This is a genomic window from Rhodanobacter koreensis (genome assembly GCF_054782855.1).
In genome coordinates, this window is record NZ_BAAGRR010000001.1 from 86,576 (window position 1) to 107,191 (window position 20,616).

Annotated in this window: 23 protein-coding genes; 5 read left to right on the top strand and 18 right to left on the bottom strand. The window is 64.5% G+C overall.

Annotated elements, in window-relative coordinates; all coding sequences use genetic code 11:
- Positions 1-6 precede the first annotated feature (6 nt).
- From flgK to ACYVKM_RS00520, 11 genes are all read right to left on the bottom strand, one after another.
- Entirely contained in the window at positions 7-1,881 is a 1,875-nt protein-coding gene (gene flgK / locus ACYVKM_RS00470; protein WP_460875024.1) for a flagellar hook-associated protein FlgK, read from the bottom strand.
- Between the two features lie 18 nt (positions 1,882-1,899).
- Entirely contained in the window at positions 1,900-2,874 is a 975-nt protein-coding gene (gene flgJ, locus ACYVKM_RS00475; protein ID WP_460875025.1) for a flagellar assembly peptidoglycan hydrolase FlgJ, read from the bottom strand.
- Positions 2,874-4,103: a flagellar basal body P-ring protein FlgI gene (locus ACYVKM_RS00480; protein ID WP_460875026.1), complete on the bottom strand. Its 1,230-nt coding sequence runs from the start codon at positions 4,101-4,103 to the stop codon at positions 2,874-2,876. The genes flgJ and ACYVKM_RS00480 overlap by 1 nt, the downstream gene beginning before the upstream one ends.
- Entirely contained in the window at positions 4,103-4,789 is a 687-nt protein-coding gene (flgH, locus tag ACYVKM_RS00485) for a flagellar basal body L-ring protein FlgH (protein WP_460875027.1), read from the bottom strand. The genes ACYVKM_RS00480 and flgH overlap by 1 nt, the downstream gene beginning before the upstream one ends.
- 8 nt (positions 4,790-4,797) lie before the next feature.
- On the bottom strand, positions 4,798-5,583 hold the full coding sequence (gene flgG / locus ACYVKM_RS00490) for a flagellar basal-body rod protein FlgG (RefSeq protein WP_460875028.1): 786 nt from the start codon (positions 5,581-5,583) through the stop codon (positions 4,798-4,800).
- 32 nt (positions 5,584-5,615) lie between these two features.
- On the bottom strand, positions 5,616-6,356 hold the full coding sequence (flgF, locus tag ACYVKM_RS00495) for a flagellar basal-body rod protein FlgF (protein WP_460875029.1): 741 nt from the start codon (positions 6,354-6,356) through the stop codon (positions 5,616-5,618).
- Between the two features lie 9 nt (positions 6,357-6,365).
- Positions 6,366-7,583 carry a flagellar hook protein FlgE gene (gene flgE / locus ACYVKM_RS00500; protein WP_460875030.1) on the bottom strand — a complete coding sequence of 406 codons (1,218 nt, stop codon included), beginning with the start codon at positions 7,581-7,583 and terminating at the stop codon, positions 6,366-6,368.
- Positions 7,584-7,622: 39 nt separating this feature from the next.
- Positions 7,623-8,294 carry a flagellar hook assembly protein FlgD gene (locus tag ACYVKM_RS00505; protein WP_460875031.1) on the bottom strand — a complete coding sequence of 224 codons (672 nt, stop codon included), beginning with the start codon at positions 8,292-8,294 and terminating at the stop codon, positions 7,623-7,625.
- 17 nt (positions 8,295-8,311) lie between these two features.
- Positions 8,312-8,728: a flagellar basal body rod protein FlgC gene (gene flgC / locus ACYVKM_RS00510; protein ID WP_460875032.1), complete on the bottom strand. Its 417-nt coding sequence runs from the start codon at positions 8,726-8,728 to the stop codon at positions 8,312-8,314.
- The gene (flgB, locus tag ACYVKM_RS00515; protein WP_460875033.1) at positions 8,728-9,129 is read right to left on the bottom strand and encodes a flagellar basal body rod protein FlgB; all 402 of its coding nucleotides are present in this window, start codon (positions 9,127-9,129) and stop codon (positions 8,728-8,730) included. Before flgB ends, flgC begins: the two co-directional genes overlap by 1 nt.
- Before the next feature lie 161 nt (positions 9,130-9,290).
- Complete coding sequence (locus ACYVKM_RS00520) at positions 9,291-10,229, bottom strand: chemotaxis protein (RefSeq protein WP_460875034.1); 939 nt, start codon at positions 10,227-10,229, stop codon at positions 9,291-9,293.
- A 194-nt stretch (positions 10,230-10,423) separates the two neighbouring features.
- Between ACYVKM_RS00520 and ACYVKM_RS00525 the strand changes: the two genes are divergently transcribed.
- From ACYVKM_RS00525 to ACYVKM_RS00545, 5 genes are all read left to right on the top strand, one after another.
- Positions 10,424-11,728, top strand: coding sequence for a methyl-accepting chemotaxis protein (locus ACYVKM_RS00525; RefSeq protein WP_460875035.1), 1,305 nt, complete (start codon positions 10,424-10,426; stop codon positions 11,726-11,728).
- Complete coding sequence (gene flgA, locus ACYVKM_RS00530; protein WP_460875036.1) at positions 11,725-12,450, top strand: flagellar basal body P-ring formation chaperone FlgA; 726 nt, start codon at positions 11,725-11,727, stop codon at positions 12,448-12,450. The genes ACYVKM_RS00525 and flgA overlap by 4 nt, the downstream gene beginning before the upstream one ends.
- 108 nt (positions 12,451-12,558) lie before the next feature.
- Positions 12,559-12,879 (top strand): flagellar biosynthesis anti-sigma factor FlgM, encoded by a 321-nt coding sequence (gene flgM, locus ACYVKM_RS00535; protein ID WP_460875037.1) that lies wholly within the window; start codon positions 12,559-12,561, stop codon positions 12,877-12,879.
- Positions 12,876-13,322 carry a flagella synthesis protein FlgN gene (locus tag ACYVKM_RS00540; RefSeq protein WP_460875038.1) on the top strand — a complete coding sequence of 149 codons (447 nt, stop codon included), beginning with the start codon at positions 12,876-12,878 and terminating at the stop codon, positions 13,320-13,322. The genes flgM and ACYVKM_RS00540 overlap by 4 nt, the downstream gene beginning before the upstream one ends.
- Before the next feature lie 143 nt (positions 13,323-13,465).
- Positions 13,466-14,677 carry an EAL and HDOD domain-containing protein gene (locus tag ACYVKM_RS00545; protein WP_460875039.1) on the top strand — a complete coding sequence of 404 codons (1,212 nt, stop codon included), beginning with the start codon at positions 13,466-13,468 and terminating at the stop codon, positions 14,675-14,677.
- A 48-nt stretch (positions 14,678-14,725) separates the two neighbouring features.
- Here the strand turns inward: ACYVKM_RS00545 and ACYVKM_RS00550 are convergent, their stop codons facing one another.
- From ACYVKM_RS00550 to rsmD, 7 genes are all read right to left on the bottom strand, one after another.
- Positions 14,726-15,760: a TMEM43 family protein gene (locus ACYVKM_RS00550; RefSeq protein WP_460875040.1), complete on the bottom strand. Its 1,035-nt coding sequence runs from the start codon at positions 15,758-15,760 to the stop codon at positions 14,726-14,728.
- Positions 15,760-16,629: an MBL fold metallo-hydrolase gene (locus ACYVKM_RS00555; protein WP_460875041.1), complete on the bottom strand. Its 870-nt coding sequence runs from the start codon at positions 16,627-16,629 to the stop codon at positions 15,760-15,762. Before ACYVKM_RS00555 ends, ACYVKM_RS00550 begins: the two co-directional genes overlap by 1 nt.
- A 168-nt stretch (positions 16,630-16,797) precedes the next feature.
- Positions 16,798-18,534, bottom strand: a complete 1,737-nt coding sequence (gene ggt / locus ACYVKM_RS00560; protein ID WP_460875042.1) for a gamma-glutamyltransferase — start codon at positions 18,532-18,534, stop codon at positions 16,798-16,800.
- A complete protein-coding gene (locus ACYVKM_RS00565) occupies positions 18,531-18,791 on the bottom strand; it encodes a YfhL family 4Fe-4S dicluster ferredoxin (protein WP_460875043.1) in 261 nt (86 codons plus the stop codon). The genes ggt and ACYVKM_RS00565 overlap by 4 nt, the downstream gene beginning before the upstream one ends.
- 162 nt (positions 18,792-18,953) lie before the next feature.
- Positions 18,954-19,454, bottom strand: coding sequence for a hypothetical protein (locus tag ACYVKM_RS00570; protein ID WP_460875044.1), 501 nt, complete (start codon positions 19,452-19,454; stop codon positions 18,954-18,956).
- Positions 19,447-19,986, bottom strand: a complete 540-nt coding sequence (gene coaD, locus ACYVKM_RS00575; protein WP_460876470.1) for a pantetheine-phosphate adenylyltransferase — start codon at positions 19,984-19,986, stop codon at positions 19,447-19,449. Before coaD ends, ACYVKM_RS00570 begins: the two co-directional genes overlap by 8 nt.
- 41 nt (positions 19,987-20,027) lie before the next feature.
- Positions 20,028-20,609, bottom strand: a complete 582-nt coding sequence (rsmD, locus tag ACYVKM_RS00580) for a 16S rRNA (guanine(966)-N(2))-methyltransferase RsmD (RefSeq protein WP_460875045.1) — start codon at positions 20,607-20,609, stop codon at positions 20,028-20,030.
- Positions 20,610-20,616: the final 7 nt, after the last annotated feature.

Sequence of the window (20,616 nt, forward strand, 5' to 3'; positions counted from 1 at the left end):
CTCGGTTTACTGGATGGCTGACAGCAGGCTGCTGAAGATGGACTGGGCCGTGGAGATGATCTGCGCCGAGGCTTGATAGGCCTGCTGATACTTGACCAGGTTCGCGGCCTCTTCATCCAGATTGACGCCTGACACGCTCTGCTGCGCCGACACCGCCTGGTTGTAAAGGCTGGTCTGCGTGGTCAGCGTGGTGGCAGCCTGGCTTCCTGCGCTGCCAACCTGGGTGGTGAGGTTGGCGTACGTGTCGAGCACCGAAGTGGCACCCCCGCCAAGCACACCGGCATCGGCCAGTCCGGCCAGTACCAGCGCATTGCTGTTGTCGTTGAGGCCATTCGTGTTGGCCGAAACCTGGAAGCTGTCGCCAGCTGCCGGCGTACCGGATAGCGTCAGGCTCCAGCCATTGGCCGTGATCGGCTGTCCCGAAACATAGGTTCCACTGGCCAGTACATTGCCGCCGGCGTCGGTGACCTGATAGGTGTCCGGTGCGCTGAAACTCACCTTCGTCGTGCCAAGCAGCGCGGCGTTGGAGGCATCGGTCACGCCGACCGAACCGACTGTGGCGGTACCCGTATTGCTGCTGGCGGCGCTGCTCGTGAGTGCTGCCGCGGCGGCAATCCCGCTCGGGTCGGTCATGCTTACCGCCAGCCCCGTCGCCGCATTGCGGGTCGGCTGGATCTGGTAGCTGTCACCGGCCTGTGCCGTGCCCGATACGTTGAAGGTCAGTCCATCTGCCGACAGGCTGCCATCGGTGTTGGTCGTGAGCGCGACGTTCTGCCCGGCGGTAGTGCGCAGGTTCCACTGACTGCCGTCGTAACTGAGCACGTAGTCGGATGCGGTCAGCTGGGAGACATCGCTGATCTTCGCGGTCACACCTGCACTGCCCTGGTTGGCGCTGGAGCCAAGTACCGTCGGCGCTGGCGTGCTGAAGATGGCGGCGCCCTGCTTGCCATTGAGATCAAGTCCCTTGGCCTGCTGCGCATTGACGCTGGAGGCCAGCGCCAGTGCCGCCTGACCCAGCTGGTTCTGCGTCGGGTCGAGTACGTTCGTCCGGTAGTCCAGCAATGCACCAAGCGAGCCGCCACTCAGGCGCGTCGTGATGTTGTTGCCTGAGCTGTCGAAGATATCGCTGCGGGTAGCGTCGTAGGCATTGCCGCCGGTGGACAGTGCATAGGCATTGCTGCCGCTGACCAGGCTTTGCCCGCTGCTCGTGTAGACGCTCATCGTGCCATCGCTCTCGGTCACGGCAGATATGCCCACGTAGCCGGAAAGCGTCTTGACCAGGGCATCGCGCTGATCGAGCAGGGCATTCGGCTGACCCGTGGCGCTGGCCTGGCGGATCTGCTTGTTGAGGTCGGCGATATTGCTGACGACGCTGTTGATGCTGTCGACCGTGCTGCCGATCTGGTTGTTGATCTGGCTTTGCTGCAAGCTCAGCTGCTGACCGAGTGTGTTGAACACGGTGGCCGTCGAGCTGGCACTGCCCAGCAAGGCTTGCCGGCCGGATGTACTGCTGGGCGCATTGGCCACGGTGCTGAAGGCGCCATAGAAGGCATCCAGCGCCCCCTGCAGATCGCCGCTGCCGCTGAACACGCTGTTGAGTGTGCTGGTCAGGTCGTTGAAGGTGCTCGCACGCTGAAGGCTGGCGTTGCTGCTCCACACCGCATTGGTGAGGAACTGGCTGTAGGCGCGCTGGACCGATATCACATCGACACCGCCCCCGATGGTGTAACGCCCATTGGACTGGGTTACGGCCGAAGTCTGCTGGACCAGCTGTCGGCTGTAGCCATCGGTATTGGTGTTGCTGATGTTGTTGCTGACCGTACTGAGCGCCACCTGGGCAGCATTGAGACCGGAAATGCCGGTACTGAGCATATTAGCCATGGATAATTCCCGGACGCATCATTCTGAGGGTGTCGGCGTAACGGCGACATTCTTGAGTGTGGCCAGCGCTTGGCGCATGGCCGGGCTGTTGGCGATGGCGGCAATCTTCGAGGCATAGGCGGGGTCGGTGGCATAGCCGCCGCTGACCAGTCCACGCGCAAAACCAAGCACGTCGTCGCCCTTGCCCAGTGCCTCGGCATAACGGGGGTTGCCGCTTACCAGCCGGGCGTAATCCGCAAATGACTCGGCCGGCGAGGCGTAGGCGCGGAACTGCGCCTTCCGCCTGACTCCGACGCCATCTTCAAACTCAAGGGTCGGGACATTGACGCGCTCGCCGTCCCAGCTTCCACCGGCCTTCATGCCGAACAGGTTGTTGCTGCTGCTGCCATCGCCACGCGCAGGCATGCGCGTTCCCCACTGCGTTTCCAGCGCGGCCTGGGACAGCACCGCGCGCAATGAGACACCGAGCTTCCTGGCAACCTGGATCGCGTGGGGGGCCAGTTCGCGAACGAATTCCTGTGCATCGCCCGGCACCCAGCTGGATACGGCACGTCCGGCCGAGCGTGCCACGCCGGCCACCGACGCCAGGCGTTTCTGCCACTCGTTCTTCAGCGCGGTTGTCACCGGCTGATCCGGGAGTGCTGCATCGCCCGGCTGGGTCGACGCATCCGGCGATGCATCCTTCCCGCCCAGCTGACGTATCAGCAACTCGGCAATACCCAGCCCGTGACCCTGACTGGAAAGGTTCACCGACAGCTGCTGGTCGAACAGCCCCTGCCAGGCATCGCCCGCCTGACTGTCGAACAGCGGGTCGCCGTAATTGGCGTCGCGCATCGACTTCAGCATCATCTGGGTGAAGATCGACTCGAACTGCCTGGCGACGATGGGCAGCGCAGCCTTGCTGTCGGCCTGCGCACTCTCCCGCAGTGCGTTGAACCCGGACAGATCGGTCCAGGTGTTGACGCTCTGCAGGGTGCTGTCGCCGCCGACCATCAGATCACGACCAGTTCCGCGTGCAATGCACCGGCCTGCTTCAACGCCTGCAGGATCGAGATGAGATCGCTCGGCGCGGCACCCACCTGGTTGACCGCCCGCACGATCGCATCCAGGCTCACGCCCGGCCCGAACTTGAACATGTGCGCGCCGTCCTCGCTGATCTGCACGTTGCTGCTCGGCACGATGGCGGTCTGCCCGCCAGAGAATGCGGCCGGCTGGCTGACCATCGGCTGTTCGCTGATCGTCACCTGGATCGCGCCGTGCGCCACGGCTGCCGCGCTCACCCGCACATCCGCACCGATCACCACGGTGCCGGTACGTGAATTGACCACCACGCGCGCCGGCGCATCGCCAGGTGTCACGTCCAGCTCCTGGATCGCACCGAGCCACGCCACCTTCTGCGAAGGATCGAGCGGACCGCGCACCGAGACCGAGCCGCCGTCCACCGCCTGCGCGGTGCCGGCGCCGTAAACCTGGTTCACCGCCTTGGCGATGCGTGCTGCCGTGACGAAGTCCGGCGTGTTGAGGTTGAGCATCAGGTCGCTGCCGTTACCGAACGACGAGGCAACGCTGCGCTCGACCGAGGCACCGTTGGGAATGCGTCCGCTGGCGGAGATATTCACCTGCACGCTGGAACCGCTCTTGCCTTTGGCGCTGACGCCACCGACCACCACGCTGCCCTGGGCAATCGCGTAGACATTGCCGTCGGCGCCACGCAACGGCGCCATCAGCAACTCGCCACCGCGAATGCTCTTGGCATTGCCGATCGAGGCCACCGTGACGTCGATGGTCTGGCCCGGCTTGGCGAACGGCGGCAATTCCGCGGTAATCGTCACCGCGGCCGCATTCTTCAACTGCGGGCGCGCACTGGCCGGCACGGTGATGCCGAACTGCTGAAGCATGTTTTCCAGGCTCTGCGTGGTGAACGGCGCCTGCGTGGTCTGATCACCGCTGCCGTCCAGACCCACCACCAGTCCGTAGCCAATCAACTGGTTGCTGCGTACGCCGGCCACCTGCGCCAGATCGCGGATCTTATCGGCATGCGCCGGCACCGGCGTCAGCAGCAGGGTGACAAGGCACAGCAGCAGCGTCGTGCCGAATGCGTGCCGGCGCGATGCCGCCGGACGAATCCCTGCTGTCGAACTGGCCGCGCGATTTGCCGCACGGCATTCGGCACGCTCATTACCGGATTGCCGTGGCACGAGCTTGATGCACTGCGTCTTCATCAGAACGGCATCCACTTGGAATTGAAGAAGCGCGACAGCCAGCCCTGCGTATTGGCATCGGCGAGCGTGCCGCGACCGGTGTAGCTGATGCGTGCATCGGCCACGCGGGTCGAAGCGACCGTGTTGTCCTGGCCGATGTCCTGCGGGCGCACGATGCCGGAGATGCGTACCAGTTCCTGGCCCTGGTTGATGGTCAGCCACTTCTCGCCGCGCACCATCAGGTTGCCGTTGGACTGCCGCTGCGCGACGGTCACCGTGATCTGGCCGGTCAGTTGATTGCTCTGGCTGCTCGAACCGTCGCCGGCAAAGCTGCGGTCGCCATTGGTGCTGATGCTGGCGGCCTTGCCGCCGATGCTCAGGCCCTGGCCAAGGATCGTGGGCGCGTCGATCGCCGTCTTGTCGGTCTTGCTGGTGCTGGTGGTGGCCTTCTTGCTGGCCTGCGTGCTCTCGACCAGCACGATGGTGAGAATGTCGCCGACACGATGCGCGCGCGGATCGGCGAACAGCTCCATGTTTCGTACATCATGATAGATCGCGCCATCCGCCGGTGGCGGGGTTTCGGGTGCCACCGGCTCGGTGGCCGCCCACTGCTGACTGTCGTTGCGCGCGGATGGTGTGGCACAACCGGCCACGACAAGACAGCCGGCGCAAACAAGCATGCGCAGCAATGAAGTGATCGATGCCATGAGCCTGCTCACATCTTGTCCGTGAGATCCTGCAGCATCTGATCGGTGCTGCTGATCGCCTTGGAATTCATCTCGTAGGTACGCTGCGTCTCGATCATGTTGACCATCTCCTCCACCACGTTGACATTGGAGGATTCGAGCGAGCCCTGCTGCAGCGTGCCCATGCCATTCAGGCCCGGCTGCCCGGTTTGCGGCGTGCCGCTGGATGCGGTTTCCAGATAGAGGTTGCTGCCTTGCGGCTGCAGGCCGGCCGGATTGACGAAGTCGGCCAGCTGCAACGTACCCACCTGCACCGCCGTCGCCGAGCCCGCGGTGGTGGCCGAAACCGTGCCGTCGGTGCCGATCGTGATGCTCTGCACATTGCTCGGCAGAGTCACCGCGGGATCCAGCGCATAACCGTCAGCAGTCACCAGCTGGCCGTTCGGATCGGTATGCAACGAACCGTCACGGGTATACGCGATACTGCCATCGGGCATGCTCACCTGCAGGAAGCCGTTGCCCTGGATCGCCACATCCAGCGAGTTGCCGGTCTGCGAGATATTGCCCTGGGTGAACAGCTTTTCGCTGCCCACCACGCGCACGCCGGTACCCAGCATCAGTCCCGAAGGCGACTGCGTCTGCTCGGTGGTCTGGCCACCGGGCTGACTCTTGTTCTGGTAGATCAGATCCTGGAACGACGCACGCGAGCTCTTGAAACCGGTCGTGTTTGCGTTGGCCAGGTTGTTGGATATGACGTCCATGCGCGTCTGCTGCGCATCGAGGCCGGTCTTGGCGATCCAGAGGGAAGAAAGCATGGGTCACTCCAGTGAATGATGGCAGCCGCGTATCAGCTGGACTGCAGAAGTTTGGTGGCGGCCGCGGCGTTGTCGTCGGCACTCTTGATCGACTTCACCTGCATGTCGTACTGCCGTGACAGTGCGATCATCTTCACCAGTTCCGTCGACGCGTTGACGTTGCTGCCCTCGAGCGTTCCGGGGGTGACGCGGATATCGGTATCCGCATCGGCCTGGCTGCCATCAGCCATGTGCATCAATCCATCACTGCCCTGCACCAACTGGCTTGAATCGGGATTGACGAGCCGGATGCGGTCCAGTGCCGTCACCGCGTTCGGCCCTTCCCCGATGGGCACCGTGGAAATCGTGCCGTCGTTACCGATGCTGATCTGGGCACTGTCGGGCACGCTGATCGGACCGGAGTTGCCGATGACCGGATTGCCCCGTGCATCCGTCAGCTGACCGTCGGCGGTCAACTGCAGGTCGCCGGCACGCGTATAGCCTTCCGAACCATCGGGAGCCTGCACCGCGATCCAGCCACTGCCGTGCACGGCCACATCCAGCGAACGCCCGGTGCTCAGCGACGAACCCTGGGTGAAGTCCTGACCGAGACCTTGCGCGACGGCATTGACTCGCGTGGCCTGCCCGTCGCCAAGCACGGCCTGGCTCTGGAATGCACTCAACTCGCTCTTGAAGCCTACCGTGGAGGCATTGGCCAGGTTGTGGCTCACGGCGTCCTGGGCGCGCATGATCTGCGCCGCCCCGGTCATTGCCACATAGATCGAGCGATCCATGGCGATCGATTACCTGGAAACCGCGTTGAACAGCGAGGAAGCCAGCGTGTTGTCGGTGGACAGCACCTGCGCGTTGGCCTGGTAGTTGCGCTGCGCCTTGATCATGTTGACGAGCTGCGCCGTGGTATCGGAGGTGTTGGAATCTTCCAGCGCACCCGACTGGATCGCACCGAACTGGCCGGTACTTGCTGATCCCATCACGGCGGCGCCGGAATCGCCGCTGGCCGCCCAGGTGGTGTTGCCGGTCTGGCGCAGCCCCTGCAGGTTGGCGAAATTGGCCATCGCCAGCTGGCCGATCTGGCTGCTCTGGTTGTTCGAGTAGTACGCCGTCACCACGCCTTTGCTGTCGATGTCGATGTTCGACAAGGTGCCGGCCTCGTAACCGTCCTGGCCGATCGTGCCGGCGGAGAAGTCGGTGCCGAACTGGGTCGTGTTGGTGACGTTGACTGTCAGCGCCAGGGCATTGGAGCCATTGCCCAGGTTCACCGGGTTGAAAGCCAGGTTGCCGTTGGCCGGCGTGGTCAGCTTGCCGGTCGTGTCGAAGGTCATCGCCTGCGTGCCGGCGTCGTTGCCGTCCACGTACAAGTGGGCGTCCCAGGTGTTGGTACCGGTCTTGACGTAGTACACCGTGCCCTGATGCGAGCCGCCCTGCGAATCGTAGACCGTGACTGGCGAGGCGTTGTTGTAGCTGGTCGAGTCGGTGGTGCTGAACGCCGTCGTGGGCACCGCGGCGCTCGCCGGCAGGTTCGAGGTCATCGTCACCGTTGCGGTGGCCTTGGCATTGCTTTGCGCCGTCACCAGCTTCAGGTCGGTCAGCGTGCTGGTATCGAAACCACCGGCGCCGTTGCTCGGATAGACCTGCAGCCTGGCACCGCTGCTGGTGACGACATAGCCGTTGGGGTCCTTCTGGAAATCGCCGGCACGTGTGTAGCTGACGCCATTCCCGTCATTGACGACGAAGAAGCCGTTGCCGCTGATCGCCAGATCGAGGCTGTTGTTGGTGGTCTCGATGTCGCCCTGGGCGAATTGCTGCGCCACATCCTGCAGGCGCGTGCCGCTGCCGGTGGCCGTGGAGTTCAGATTGAGCCCGGTCACCGCGAATACGTCCGAGAACTCCGCACGCGACCCCTTGAAGCCGGTCGTGTTGGCGTTCGAGATGTTGTTGGCGATGACGTTGAGATCCGACTGGGCCGCATTGATTCCGCTGAGCGCTGTATTCAGAGCCATGGTGTATTCCTCGAATGAGTAAGTGCGTGAAACACGTCGTCAGAGAATCTGTGCCACCTGGCTGAGCGCGACGCCGCCCACACCAGCCACCTGCAGATAAGTGCCAAGGTTTGTGCCGCCATAGCCGACCGAGGTCACCGTGCCGGCGACATACGTATCCAGCGAACTGCCATTGCTGGTCGCCGCCATGGTGTAGGCGCCTTGCGCCACCGGATTGCCGCTGTCGTCATTGCCATCCCAGGTGAATTGCGAAAGACCACTGCTCTGGCTGCCCAGATTCATGGTGCGCACGACCTTTCCGGTGGCATCGACGATGTTCACGGTGACGTTGCCGGCGGTGCCGACATTCGCGGCACCGGTGACGGCGCTGCCGCTGTAGTTGATCGTGCTCGACGGCACCAGCACCTGGCGGTTGAGCAGGTTCGACGAGCCAAGCACCTGCGAAGTCTGCAAGGCGCCGCTGACGGTGCTGCTCAGCGTGTTCACCGACGTCAGCAGGTCCTGCGTCGCCGAGAGCTGGCTGAACTGCGCCATCTGGGACACGAACTGGGAGTTGTCGACCGGGTTGGTGGGATCCTGGGCCTGCAACTGGGTCGTCATCAGCTTCAGGAAATCGCTCTGGCTCAGGCCGCCGGCGAGCGCCGCCGTGGTGGATGAACTCGTAGCCGCCTGGCTGCTGCCAGTCGTGGTGCTATTCGTGTTGATGGTCATGCGCTGCTCCGTCCGAATTACTTGCCGAGGTCGAGGGTCTTCACCAGCAACTGCTTGGTGGTGTTCATGACCTCTACGTTGTTCTGGTACGAGCGTGAGGCCGAAATCATGTTGACCAGCTCGTCGATCGGGTTGACGTTGCTGGCATAGACATAGCCGTCGCCATCGGCCAGCGGATTACCCGGTTCGTAACGGCTGGGAATGGCGGACTGGCTCTGGGTGACGCCAAGCACCTTGACGCCTTCACCGCTGGCATCGCTGCTGCCGAGCTGCTCCTGCACGGCCGCAAACAACGGCTGGCGCGAGCGGTAGGCCGCCTCGGGCGTACTGGCCACGCTGTCCGCATTGGCCAGATTGCTGGCTACCGTGTTCAGCCGCAGCGACTGCGCGGCCATGCCGGAACCGGCCACGTTGAAAATCGAGAACAGCGACATCAGCTCTGCCCCCCGGTAATCGCGGTACGCAGCATGTGAACCTGCGCCGTGATGAAGGCCAGGCTGGCCTGGTAGTGCACGCCGTTGGCAGCGAAGTTGGCCTGCTCCACCTGTTCGTCGACGGTGTTGCCGTCCATGCTCGGTTGGGTCGGGTTGCGATAAGCCAGTGCCTGCGTCGATTGCGCCGCCGGGTCGATCTGGCCCGGTGTCGGCGCACTCAACGGCAAGCTCCCCTGTTGATCACCGGCCGTGGAGAGCGCCTTGCGGAAATCGATATCGCGGGCCAGATAGTTGGGCGTGTCCGTATTGGCCAAATTGTTGGCCAGCACCTCGCTGCGGCGCTGCCAGAGATCCAGCGCCTGGGTGTGCATGCCGAACAGGTTGTCAGGGGTCAGGCTCATCGCTTTGCTCCGCGTGGCAGTTGCCGCACGGAGACTGTCAGCAAATTGCATGCCACGGCCGGCAAACCCGTGCTGTAGCTGGGTTTGCGCGACAGTCGGCGATGCGCCACGAGCGTGGCACCGCCGCAAAGACGGATTGTTGACGCTACCCGCGACGCGGCTCAGGCCGCCGGTATTTCCGCCGACTCGGGCAACAGGTCCAGCACCACCTGCGCCAGCAGATCCGGCTGGAACTTGGCGACGAAACGGTCCGCACTGACTTCCTGCACCATCGCCTCGTTGAACACTCCGCTCAGCGAACTGTGCAGCACGATCTTGAGACGGCGCAGCGTCGGCGCCTCACGGATGGCGCGGGTCAGCGCATAACCGTCCAGGCGCGGCATCTCGATATCGGACACCACCAGCTTTATCTTCTCGTCGGGCTCCGCCTGCGCCAGCTCCAGCAGCCGATCGAGCGCTTCACGCCCATCCCGGGCCACCACGCATTCGATATTCATCTGCTTGAACAGGTTCACCAGCCGGCGCCGCGCAATCACCGAGTCGTCCACCACCATGATCCGCCGCGGACTCAACCTGCGCGCGCCAGCGACCCGCTGCATCTGGAGTGACAGCTCGGCTGGCGCGCCGTCGATGCTGGCCAGTACATGCTCGACATCGATCACGGCCAGCAAGGCGCCATCGATGCGGGTTACCGCATTGACCCGCGCACCAAACCCGAGCGTACCGGGTGGCGCCACCAGCGCCTCGCCCTCGCAATGCACCATGCGCTGCAGATCAGCGACCAGGAAACCCTGCACCGAGCGACTGAATTCGGTCACCATCAGATGCGCCGATTCCACCTCGCGCAGGGGTTCGTAACCCAGTGCCGCAGCCAGATCGATGACCGGAATGGTCTGACCGCGGTAGTCGCAAGTACCCGCCAGCAATCCGTGCATGCCCGGCATGCGCTCCAGCGGCGGACGCCGCAACACCTCGCGTACCTTGAACACGTTGATGCCGAACAGCTGTTCGTCGCCGAGCCGGAACAGCAGCATCGCGACGCGATTGTGCCCGGCCAGCCGGGTCTGCCGTTCCACCTTCTCCAGTAACGTGCCGCCCATGCGGACTCCTCAAGCATTGCCATATCGCCGCAGCGGCCTACCAGGGACATATCGACCGGAACACAGCCGGCTTGAGCACCATCGCTCCGTGCGGTTGCCGCAAACAATGGCATGCGACTTGCTTCCTCAAGTTTTGAAAATTTCTGACGATGCATTCATTCAGCACTCCTGCCACCCAAGGTAACGCCCGCCTCATGAGCTTGATCTGGAACCGGCATCTGACCGCTTTGGTACAGGCCGCTGTCGCCGGCAATGACGCACAGATCGCCGAGCTGAGGCGCAAATACCCGCGCGCCGCGCGGGCGATCGCTCCGCTGCTCGCCTGTGTCGTCACCCGGCCACCCGCCGCTGTGGCGCTGCAGACCATGGAGCAGCAGAGTCTGGTGCTGGGCGCGGTGCAGCAGCTGTCGCGCGAACAGGCTGCGCTGGAGCGGGCGGCGCTTGAAAGCCGCGGCAGCGTCGATCGCTTGACGGACGGCAGTGCCGGAATCTCGACGGCGCTGCAGCAGGTCGCTAGCGACCTGGACCAGGCCGGTCGTGCCGGACTCGCCGGCGCAGACAGCGTCAGCGAACTGGATGGCCAGTTGCGTCTGCTGCGCAGCGCGCTGTCGACGATGAACCGCAACCAGAGCAGGCTCGCCGAACAGGCGGCACAGATCCGCAAACTCACCGGCGTGGTACAGGAAATTGCCCATCAGACCAATCTGGTGGCCCTGAATGCCGCGATCGAAGCCGCGCGGGCAGGCGAAGCGGGCCGCGGTTTTGCAGTAGTCGCCGACGAGGTCAAGCAGCTCGCCGAAAAAACCACGCTGACAACGACCGAGATCGAGACCGTCACCGGTTCGATCGGCGATTTCTCGTTGCAGCTGGACGGTGACGTACAGCATGGCCTGCAACAGCTGGAGCGGGCGCAGAACGGTATCGGCCTCACCGGAAGCGCCCTGCAGCAGGGCAGCGAGGCCTTGCGCACGGCAAGCGGGCGTATCCATGGCCTGCGGCAGAATCACGACGTACAGCACGCGCGCGCCACCGCGACCCAGGCTGCGCTCGGCGCGCTGCAAAGGCGCGGCACCGAAACACGGCGCCAGGCCGAATCACTGAATCGCGCCGCGCTGCTGGCGCACCGACTTGGCCTGGACTGGCTGGAAAGCGAAAGCGGCAGCGACCCGGCGAGCCTCAGCCTGACCGTACGCGAAACCGCATTGAGTCTGCGTCAGGCGATGGAGCTGGCCATGCTGGATCCGGGCGCACTGGATCGACGCTGGTTCGATACGCATGCGCTGAACCGCACGATCACACGACTGGCCGCACTGCACCACGGTCAGCCCGTCAGTGCCGGCCTGAACGAGGCCGGTGCCCGACTGTGCGAGCAGAGCAGCCGCTTTGTCAGCCTGCTGTGCGATGGCCAGCTCGAGCAGGCTGCGCAGTTGTCACAGCAGCTGGAATCCGGTCGCGAAGCGCTGCTGGGGCAACTCGGCAACTTGCTGGCGGACGCATGAAAAACCTGTGGCCGGCACGCCACATCCTGGTCCTGGCCGGTTGGGCGGGGGCGTTGCTGCCCGCTACCGCAGCCATCTCCGCACCGGCAGCGGCCACACAATCGCTGGCCACTGTACGCGCGGCTGCCGAGCAGGCGTTGCGCCAGCATTACGCGCTGCCCGGCAACCGCGTCGAAGTCAAATCCACCGTGTTCGATCCGCACCTGCGGCTGGCCGATTGCCGGGAACCTTTGCGCGCCACGGTAGCCGAACACGCGGCAACCGCATCGCGCATGACCGTGCGGGTGCAATGCGGGCAATCCGGCTGGATCGTGCGTGTGCCCGTCCAGCTGCAGCTATTCCGCAAGGTACTGGTGACCAGCCACCCGCTGCTGCGTGGCGACGGATTGAGTGCCGGCGATGTGCGCGCCGAAGACCGCGATGTCACCAGGCTCGGTTACGGCTACATCGAAAGCCTGGATCAGCTGGCTGGTCGCTCGCTGTCCCGCTCGTTGGCTGCCGGCGCGGTACTCACTCCCGCTGCGCTCGGCGGGCGACGGCTGGTAAGTGCCGGTGACCACGTGCAGATGGTGGCCCAGCTGGACGGTATCGAAGTACGTACTGCAGGCGTGGCGCTGGGCAGCGGCGACAGTGGCGCCCGCCTGCGCGTGCGCAACGACAGCTCCGGCAAAGTGGTCGATGCGATGGTCAGTGCCCCCGGCAAGGTCATCGCGTTGCCATGAAGGCGGGCGCACCGGCAGCGCTGTTCACCAGGATTTCCGCATTAAAGTTTCCGCGATATCGGCCGATCTGATAGATACAGGGCCAACACCGCAGCGAGAACGGACCTCATGAATACCACCATTTCAAATAACGGCTTGCCGAAATTCACGCAGGCGACCGGCAGCTCGGGCAATGGCCCGGCGCCGGCCACCACTCCTGCAGGCTCGGCCAGTGCCGCATCGCAGCCGGACGATCAGCTCAAGCTGACCGATTCGGCCCGTGCATTGCAGCAGGCCGCCCGCCCCGACGATGCCGCCACGGTCGATCCGCAACGGGTGGAACGCGCGCGCCAGGCATTGGCCGACGGCAGCTACAAGATCAATCCTGGCCGCATCGCCGACAACATGTTGTCGCTGGAGCGGCAAATCGGCGGCACGAGCAAGGCATGAGCCGCCTGTTGCAGGACGAACTGGACAGCGCGCTCACCGCCGTGCTCGACGACATGCAGCAGGCTGTCGGGCAACTGGTGCAGGTGCTCGAGGCTGAGCGCTCGGCGCTTGGCGCCAACAGCAGCGAGGCACTGGACCAGGCTGGTGCGCGCAAGCAGGCGCTCATGCAGCAGTTGGAACAGCTCGATGCCGAACGCCTGCAGCTGAGTCGCGAATTGCCTGCTGTCGCCACCAGACTGGAACCGGCCTGGGCAGACATCGTTCAATCGCTGCGCGCCTGCCAGCAACTCAACCAGCGCAATGGCAATGCAGTCAGCCGGCGGCTGGGACAGATTCGCCAGGCGCTGTCGATACTCACCGGGCATGTTGGCGAGAGCGAGCTCTACGGTCGTACCGGTGAACTGCGCACCGGCCTGCGTTCACAGGTCCTGACACAGGCATGAGCGATGACGGCGCCGCTGTCGGCCTGCCCATGTGGCATTCCCACTGACTGCGAAGCGCGCCATGGCCCGCATTCGCATTATTGCGATCATTGACTATGAGCAACCTCACCGCTTCAGCATCACCCGATATCAGCATTCCGACGATGCCGGTACCTCTGCCGGTGCTGCGTGTGCCCATGCTGGATTGCAATCGCCTGCTGTTTGCCTACGAGATCATGTTTCATCGCGAACCCGGCGATGAGCAGACCCTGCTGCAACGTGTGCTGTCCACCATCACTGATGGTGCATTGACCCGGCTTGTGCGTGGCAATCGTGCATTCCTGAACCTGCCTGCCGATCTGCTGCCCGAGGATTTCGATGCCCTGCTTCACCAGCCACGTCTGGGCGTACTGCTGCAACCGGAGGTAGCCACCGACGCGGCGCTGATGAAGCGCCTGCAGCAGATGGCCCAGCGCGGCTGTCAGCTCATGCTCGATGCATCCGGCCTCGACCTGGACGGCAGCGTGACCATCGAGGCATTGCTGCACATAGTGCAGTTCGTGCGCCTCAACGCCAGTCAGATGTCGCTCGAAGCCTTGCGCGAGCGCGCCGAACAGCTGAACGCCCGCGGCATCTGGGTGATCATCGGTGAAGTGAACGACCACACCACCTACCAGCGCTGCCTGGAATTGCCGCTGCAGGCCATCCAGGGGCGCTATCTGCTGATACCCCAACCGGAAGCGGTGCCGGTGCTGACCGCCAACCGGTTGAGCATGCTGCGACTGATGCGCGCCCTGCAGGAAACCAACCAGGGCCCGGTCGAGCTGGGCAACATCATCCGCGACGACGCGGTGCTCAGCTACAAGCTGCTCAGCTGCGTCAACTCGGCCTACTTCGCGCTGCCGAGGCAGCTGAAGTCGGTGCAGCAGGCAGCGATCTTCTTCGGCGTTACGCGCATGCGCAACTGGATCGACACCATGTCACTGTGCGGCATGGACGACCGGCCGCCGGAATTGCTGCGCGCTGCGCTGATCCGCGCCCATATGTGCGAGAAGCTGGCCAGCGGCATGCCCAACGGCCATCAGGAAATGGCCTTCACCGTCGGCCTGTTCTCGCTGCTCGATACCTTGATGTGCGCACCGATGGAATTCCTGCTGACCCATTTGCGGCTGATGCCGGAAATCAGCCAGGCATTGACCGGTCGAGGCGGCCCGTTCGGCCCCCTGCTGGAGCAGATCCTCGCCTGGGAGGCTGGCAAGCTGACCAGCCAGCACGCGCAGCCACAACGCATCCAGCGGATGGCCACCATCTACCTGGAAGCCACGCAATGGGCCGATCAGGTCTATGCCAATGCGAACGGAAACGTGCCTAGCTGAGCATCCGTCTAGTTCGACCCCGTGGATCCGGAACCGGGCGGGCGACGGTCAACGCGTGCGCTGCAGGCGCCAGATCGCGCAAGCCAGACCGGACAATGCAACTGCCGCCCATACGCACAACATGAGCGCGTCCCGCCCCAGCCAAAGCATGCTGGCCACCGTGCCCACAGCCAGCGCACCCGATGCCAGCGCCAGCAGCACGTCACCGCGCATGCGATGCGTCACCAGCAACAGGAAAGCACCGAGCGCAGCCAGCAGCACGGCCAGGATCTGTTCGCTCACGACGTGCGCCGGCGGCACGGGCAGATCGGGAAACACATCGAGCAAAGGCACGTTGCCGACCTCCACGTCATAACCTTTGCCGTCGGCGGCATCGGCAGCGGCGACAAGCCTGTCGCCGTCGATGCGCGCGACGATCGTCATCTCCTGTAGCGGCACCGCGTCCCAGCTCACTCGCAAATCGCCCAGCCGGGGGTCGCCCGGGTGCGTGCTGGTCACCAGGTAATCCTGATACGCCGTGAAACTGGCGGCGAGGTTCTCCGGCAGCAGTTTCGGATCCGGTGCAACCAGCTGCGAACCGGGCAGCGCGTGCAGCAGCTGCGGCGACAGCTTGAATCCGTTCAGTTGCACCAGCCCGGCATCGAACTGCTTGCCGCTGAGCGGGAAGCTGGCCGGGTTGGCGTGTCCGGCCGGCTCCTTGAAGTGGCTGGCGTCGAGTGGCCGGTCCACCCAGTCCAGTTCGTAGTGCACGCTGTCGCCGATGCGGATCTCGCGCCACTGGAACATTTCCACGTGACGCACCAGCACCGGCGTATTGACCTGCAGGTTGAAATCCGGATCGTGCGGCGCCTCCACCACCCGCGGCGTTCCGACCAGCCGCACCATGGCACCGTGCTGGCCTGCCTGCGGGCCAGCGTCGCCGGCGAGACTGGTCACTTCGCCGCCATGCCGTTCGACAGCTGCCAGATAGTTGAGCTGGCCACGTACCGTCATCGCGATCAGTCCGACACCGGCAAGCAGCAGCAGGGCACCAGCAACATTGCACGCCAGGCCACGTACCGACATGGCGCCGGCCAGTTTCATCAGGCGACTCCCATCATGGCCGGCAGCGCACCACACAGCTCGAGTTGTTCGTCGGCCGTACCGAAACGACCACGCTCGTCACGGGTCACCCGCGCCAGCGCGCAATCATGGTCATGCGTGAAGAACAGCCGCACCTGGCGCGCCAGCTTGTCGTCCAGGAACGTGCGCTTCTCGTCGATCAGTTTTTCCGGAAAGCGGTCGTAACCCATGGTGATCGGCAGATGCACCCAGAAGCGGCCTGGAATGAGATCCGCACAGAACACCACGCCGGCGACCTCGGCCAGCATCAGGCCTGGCGTATGGCCGTCCGAATAACTGAAGCGCACCATTTCGCCCAGCATCTGCGAATACTCGCCCTCGACCAGCTCCAGCCGCCCACTGGCCTGCAGCAACGGCTGCAGTTCGGGCACGAACGAGGCGCGGTCGCGCGGATGCGGCTTGAGTGCCCGCCGCCAGTGCTCCGCACCCACCACGAAGCGCGCGTTCGGGAACAGCAGTCGCGGTGACTGGCCTTCCTCCCATGCCGCCAGCAGGCCACCGGCATGATCGAAATGCAGATGCGACAGCACCACCACATTGATGTCTTCGTGGGTCAAGCCCGCCCCTGCCAGGGAATCCAGCAGCACATGCTGCGGCTCGACCACGCCGTAACGCTCGCGCAGCGCCGGCTCGAAAAACGCACCGATGCCTGTCTCGAACAGCACGTTCCGCCCGTCCAGATCCTTCACCAGCAGACAGCGGCAGGCCAGCGGAATGCGGTTCTCGGCATCCGGCACAATCCAGCGCGACCACAGCGCCTTCGGAGCATTGCCAAACATGGCGCCGCCATCGAGTTGCTGTGAGTTACCCAGAAGCGAGAACAGTTCCATGACGAATCAATACTCCATTGCCACGGATTCGTCAGGAACGAATCCGGACGCCGCAGGCGGCCCCGCGCGCAGCGCGGGGTGAGACCCATGGATGGGTCGAGCAAACATGGCGCCGCCATCGAGCTGCTGTGAGTTGCCCAGAAGCGAGAACAGTTCCATGCCCCGACCTTACTGCACCTTGCCCAGGCCCGACGGCCGACGCGGATCGCTGGCCGCGTCGAGCTGGTTGGTCTTGCGGTCCCAGGTCACCACATTCATGAAGCCCCACGATTCGCGTTGCTTCAACATGTAGCCCATCTTCGTCAGCGCGTCGCTGGTGGCCGGGTCGAACGTGCCATCTTCGACCATCACCTCATCGGGCAGGTACTGGTGGTGGAAGCGCTTGTGCGCGGTGATCTGCTGCGCGCTCTCGCCGTCGATGAAATGCAGGATGCCTTCCAACACCTGGGTGATGATGGTCGAGCCGCCGGGCGAACCGATCACCGCGGTGCGGTCGGCGCCGATCACAATGCTGGGCGACATCGACGACAGCATGCGCTTGCCGCCTTCCGGCGCGTTTGCCACGCTGCCGAGCAGGCCATAGACGTTCGGCTTGTTCGGCACCAGCGCGAAATCGTCCATCTCGTCATTCAGCAGCACGCCGGTGCCCGCCGCGACGAAGGTAGAGCCCATGACGTAGTTCACCGTCGAGGTGACCGCTGCCATGTTGCCGTCGGCATCGATGATCGAGAAGTGGGTGGTGTGCATGCCCGGCTCGGGTGCTTCGGCCCGCGGCAGCATCGACGACGGCGTCGCCCTGTCCGGCAGGATGCCCTGACGCAGGCCGTCGGCGTAGTACGGTGACAGCAGCATGTCCAGCGGCATCTTCACGAAATCCGGGTCGCCCAGATAATCGTTGTGGTCGCGGAACGCGCGGCGCATCGCCTCGACGATGGTATGCACGCGATGCGCCTGGTCCATCTTCGACAGGTCGAAACCGGACAGGATATTGAGGATCTCGGCAATCGCCACGCCACCGGAAGACGGCGGCGGTGCGGTGACGATGCGATAGCCGCGATAGTTCACCACGATCGGCGTGCGCTCCTTCGCCTGGTAGCCGGCCAGGTCGGCCAGTGTCCAGTTGCCGCCGGCCGCACGCACGGCGTCCACCAGTTTCTGCGCGGTCTCGCCATGATAGAAGCCGTCGTCGCCATGCGCGGCAATCAGTTCCCAGGTGCGTGCCTGATCCGGGTCGCGCCAGGTCGCACCTTCGACAGGCGGCTTGCCGTCCGGCAGATACTTGGCAACCGAAGCCGGCCAGCGCCGGATATCCTTCTGCTCCCCGGCGATCGAGCCGCGCAGGCGCGCATCCGGCTGGAAACCGTCGCGGGCAAGCCGGATCGCCGGAGCCAGCGACTGCTGCAAGGGCAACCTGCCGTAGCGCTTCGCGATCAGCACCAGGCCGGCCGGTTCTCCGGGTATGCCGGCGGAGAGCGGACCCTTCAGGGCCGCATCGCGGTTCGGACTGCCATCGGGGTTTAGGTAATCCTTGGGGTTCACCGCGGCCGGTGCCGTCTCGCGAGCGTCGATGAACACATCGTGGCCGTCCTTCGCCCGATGCAGCACGGCCATGAAACCGCCGCCGATGCCGGAGCTCTCCGGCTCCACCACCGACAGTGCGGATGCGACCGCGACCGCCGCGTCGAACGCATTGCCGCCCTTGGCCAGCACTTCGAGGCCGGCGTTGGTGGCCAGATAATTGGCGCTGGCAACCGCCGCATGCCCCGGACGCTGCTGCAGCTGCGCCGGCTGCATCGGTACGGAATGGACCGGTGCGGTTTTCGGCGAGCCATCGGCCGCAAACGCCGCGCCACCAGTCAGCAACAGACTCAGGGCCAACACTCGCCCATGCAGGGAAACGCTCATGCAGCAGACTCCTTGGCCATCAGGTGGCGGTATTTGAGATCGAGTTGTTCATGCGACTCGACGTGCGCGGGGTCGACGATGATGCACTCGACCGGGCACACCTCCACACATTGCGGTTCGTCATGGTGACCGATGCACTCGGTGCACAGCGCCGGGTCGATCACGTAGAACTCCTCACCCAGCGAGATCGCCTTGTTCGGACAAACCGGTTCGCAGACATCGCAGTTGACGCAGGTGTCGAGGATTTTCAGGGACATGGCAGTCGATACTACAGGTCGGGCGGTGTGTGGCCCGTGACACACGAACAGGCAGGGCATCTCCGATGCAGTTCCACGCGAGGGCAGCCCCTCACCCTGCCCTCTCCCCGGCGGGGAGAGGGTTGTCGGGAGCGGCCGCGCCAGGCGCGGCCATCAGCCTGCTTACATCGCAACGAAGCGGATGGTCGCGCCGGTCGGCTTCAGGGCATCCGCGACGCGCTGTTCGTCGGCCTTGTCGCCGATGAACAGGATGATCACGTCCTTGAACGAACCGGGCTTGGCATCCTTGAAGGCGGCCACGATCAGGTCGGCGGTGGTGGCGGAAACCGGACCGCCGAAGGCCAGCATGTTGCCCGGCAGCACACCGCGGGCGACGGTGTCCTGCACGCTCTGCAGCTGGCGATCGTTCTGCGCCTTGGCGTCGTCGGTGGTACCCGCGGTCACCATGTAGGCGTACGGCTGATTGGCCGTCATGCCCTGCATGTTCTTCTGCACGATCTGGCCGAGGTAGTTGTTCCACCCCTTGGAATCGTTGGGATCGGTCGGCTTCGGTGCCTGTTGAACCTGTTGCTGGGTATCCTGCTGGTCAGCCTGCTTGTTGCAGGCGCTCAGGCTCAGGCTGGCGGTCAGCGCGACGGCGGCAATGAGAGCGATTTTACGCATGGTTATCACCTTCTGTTTCGGGTTGCTTGTTGAAGCCGGGGCGGCTTTTCTGCCAGCGCTGACGCATGGCCTGTTGTACTGCCGGATGCACGAAACCGGAGATATCACCGCCTAGGCGACCGATCTCGCGCACCAGCGACGAGGAAATGAAACTGTATTGTTCCGCCGGTGTCAGGAACAGCGTCTCGGCCCGCGGAATCAGATGCCGGTTCATGCTGGCCAGCTGGAATTCGTATTCGAAATCCGACACCGCGCGCAGGCCGCGGATGATTACCCCGGCTCCGACTTCCTCGATGAAGCTGGCCAGCAGGCAGTCGAAACCGCGCACCTCCACGTTCGGCAGGTCGGCCAGGGCCAGCCGGGCCAGGGTGATGCGCTCGCTGATGCTGAAGCCGGGCCCCTTGCTGGAACTGTCGGCCACCGCCACGATCACTCGCTCGAACAATGGCGCGGCACGCGTCACCAGATCGGTATGACCGTTGGTGATCGGATCGAAGGTGCCCGGATAGACGGCCAGGCGCGGATTGCCCAATGGTTTGCTCACGAGACTGAAGGGAGGCAGCTGAATTGACCCTAGCTTAACGGAAGCGCGCGCCGATAGAGCGCAAAACGCACCTCGCCGGCATGACCTTCGCGATGCAATTGCCAGCTCGGCGGCAGCGCCGGCGCGCCGTTGCGCGGCGATTCCACGTAGATCCAGGCCTGCGCCGTCAGCCAGCCACGCGCCTCCAGCTGCTGTGCCAGTGCTGCCCACAATCCCAGCGCGAACGGCGGATCCAGGAATACCAGGTCGTACGGCTGCGGCGTGCCCTGCAGGAACGTCCCCGCCTCTGCCACGGTTACCTGGCCGGCGCCGGCCTTGAGCCGCTCGAGGTTGCCGCGCAATGCCTGCGCCGCCCGCGCATCGGGCTCGACGAACTGCACGCTGGCTGCGCCGCGCGACAACGCCTCGATCCCCAGCGCGCCGGTGCCGGCGCACAGATCCAGGCAACAGGCGCCCTCCACCACGGGCGCCAGCCAGTTGAACAGGGTCTCGCGCACCCGCTCGGCGGTGGGCCGCAGGCCCGGCAGATCCGGCACGTCGAGCCGCGAATTGCGCAGGCTGCCGCCGATGATGCGGATCCGCCCCGGTGCGGCGTTGCGCCCGCGGTTCAAGACACCG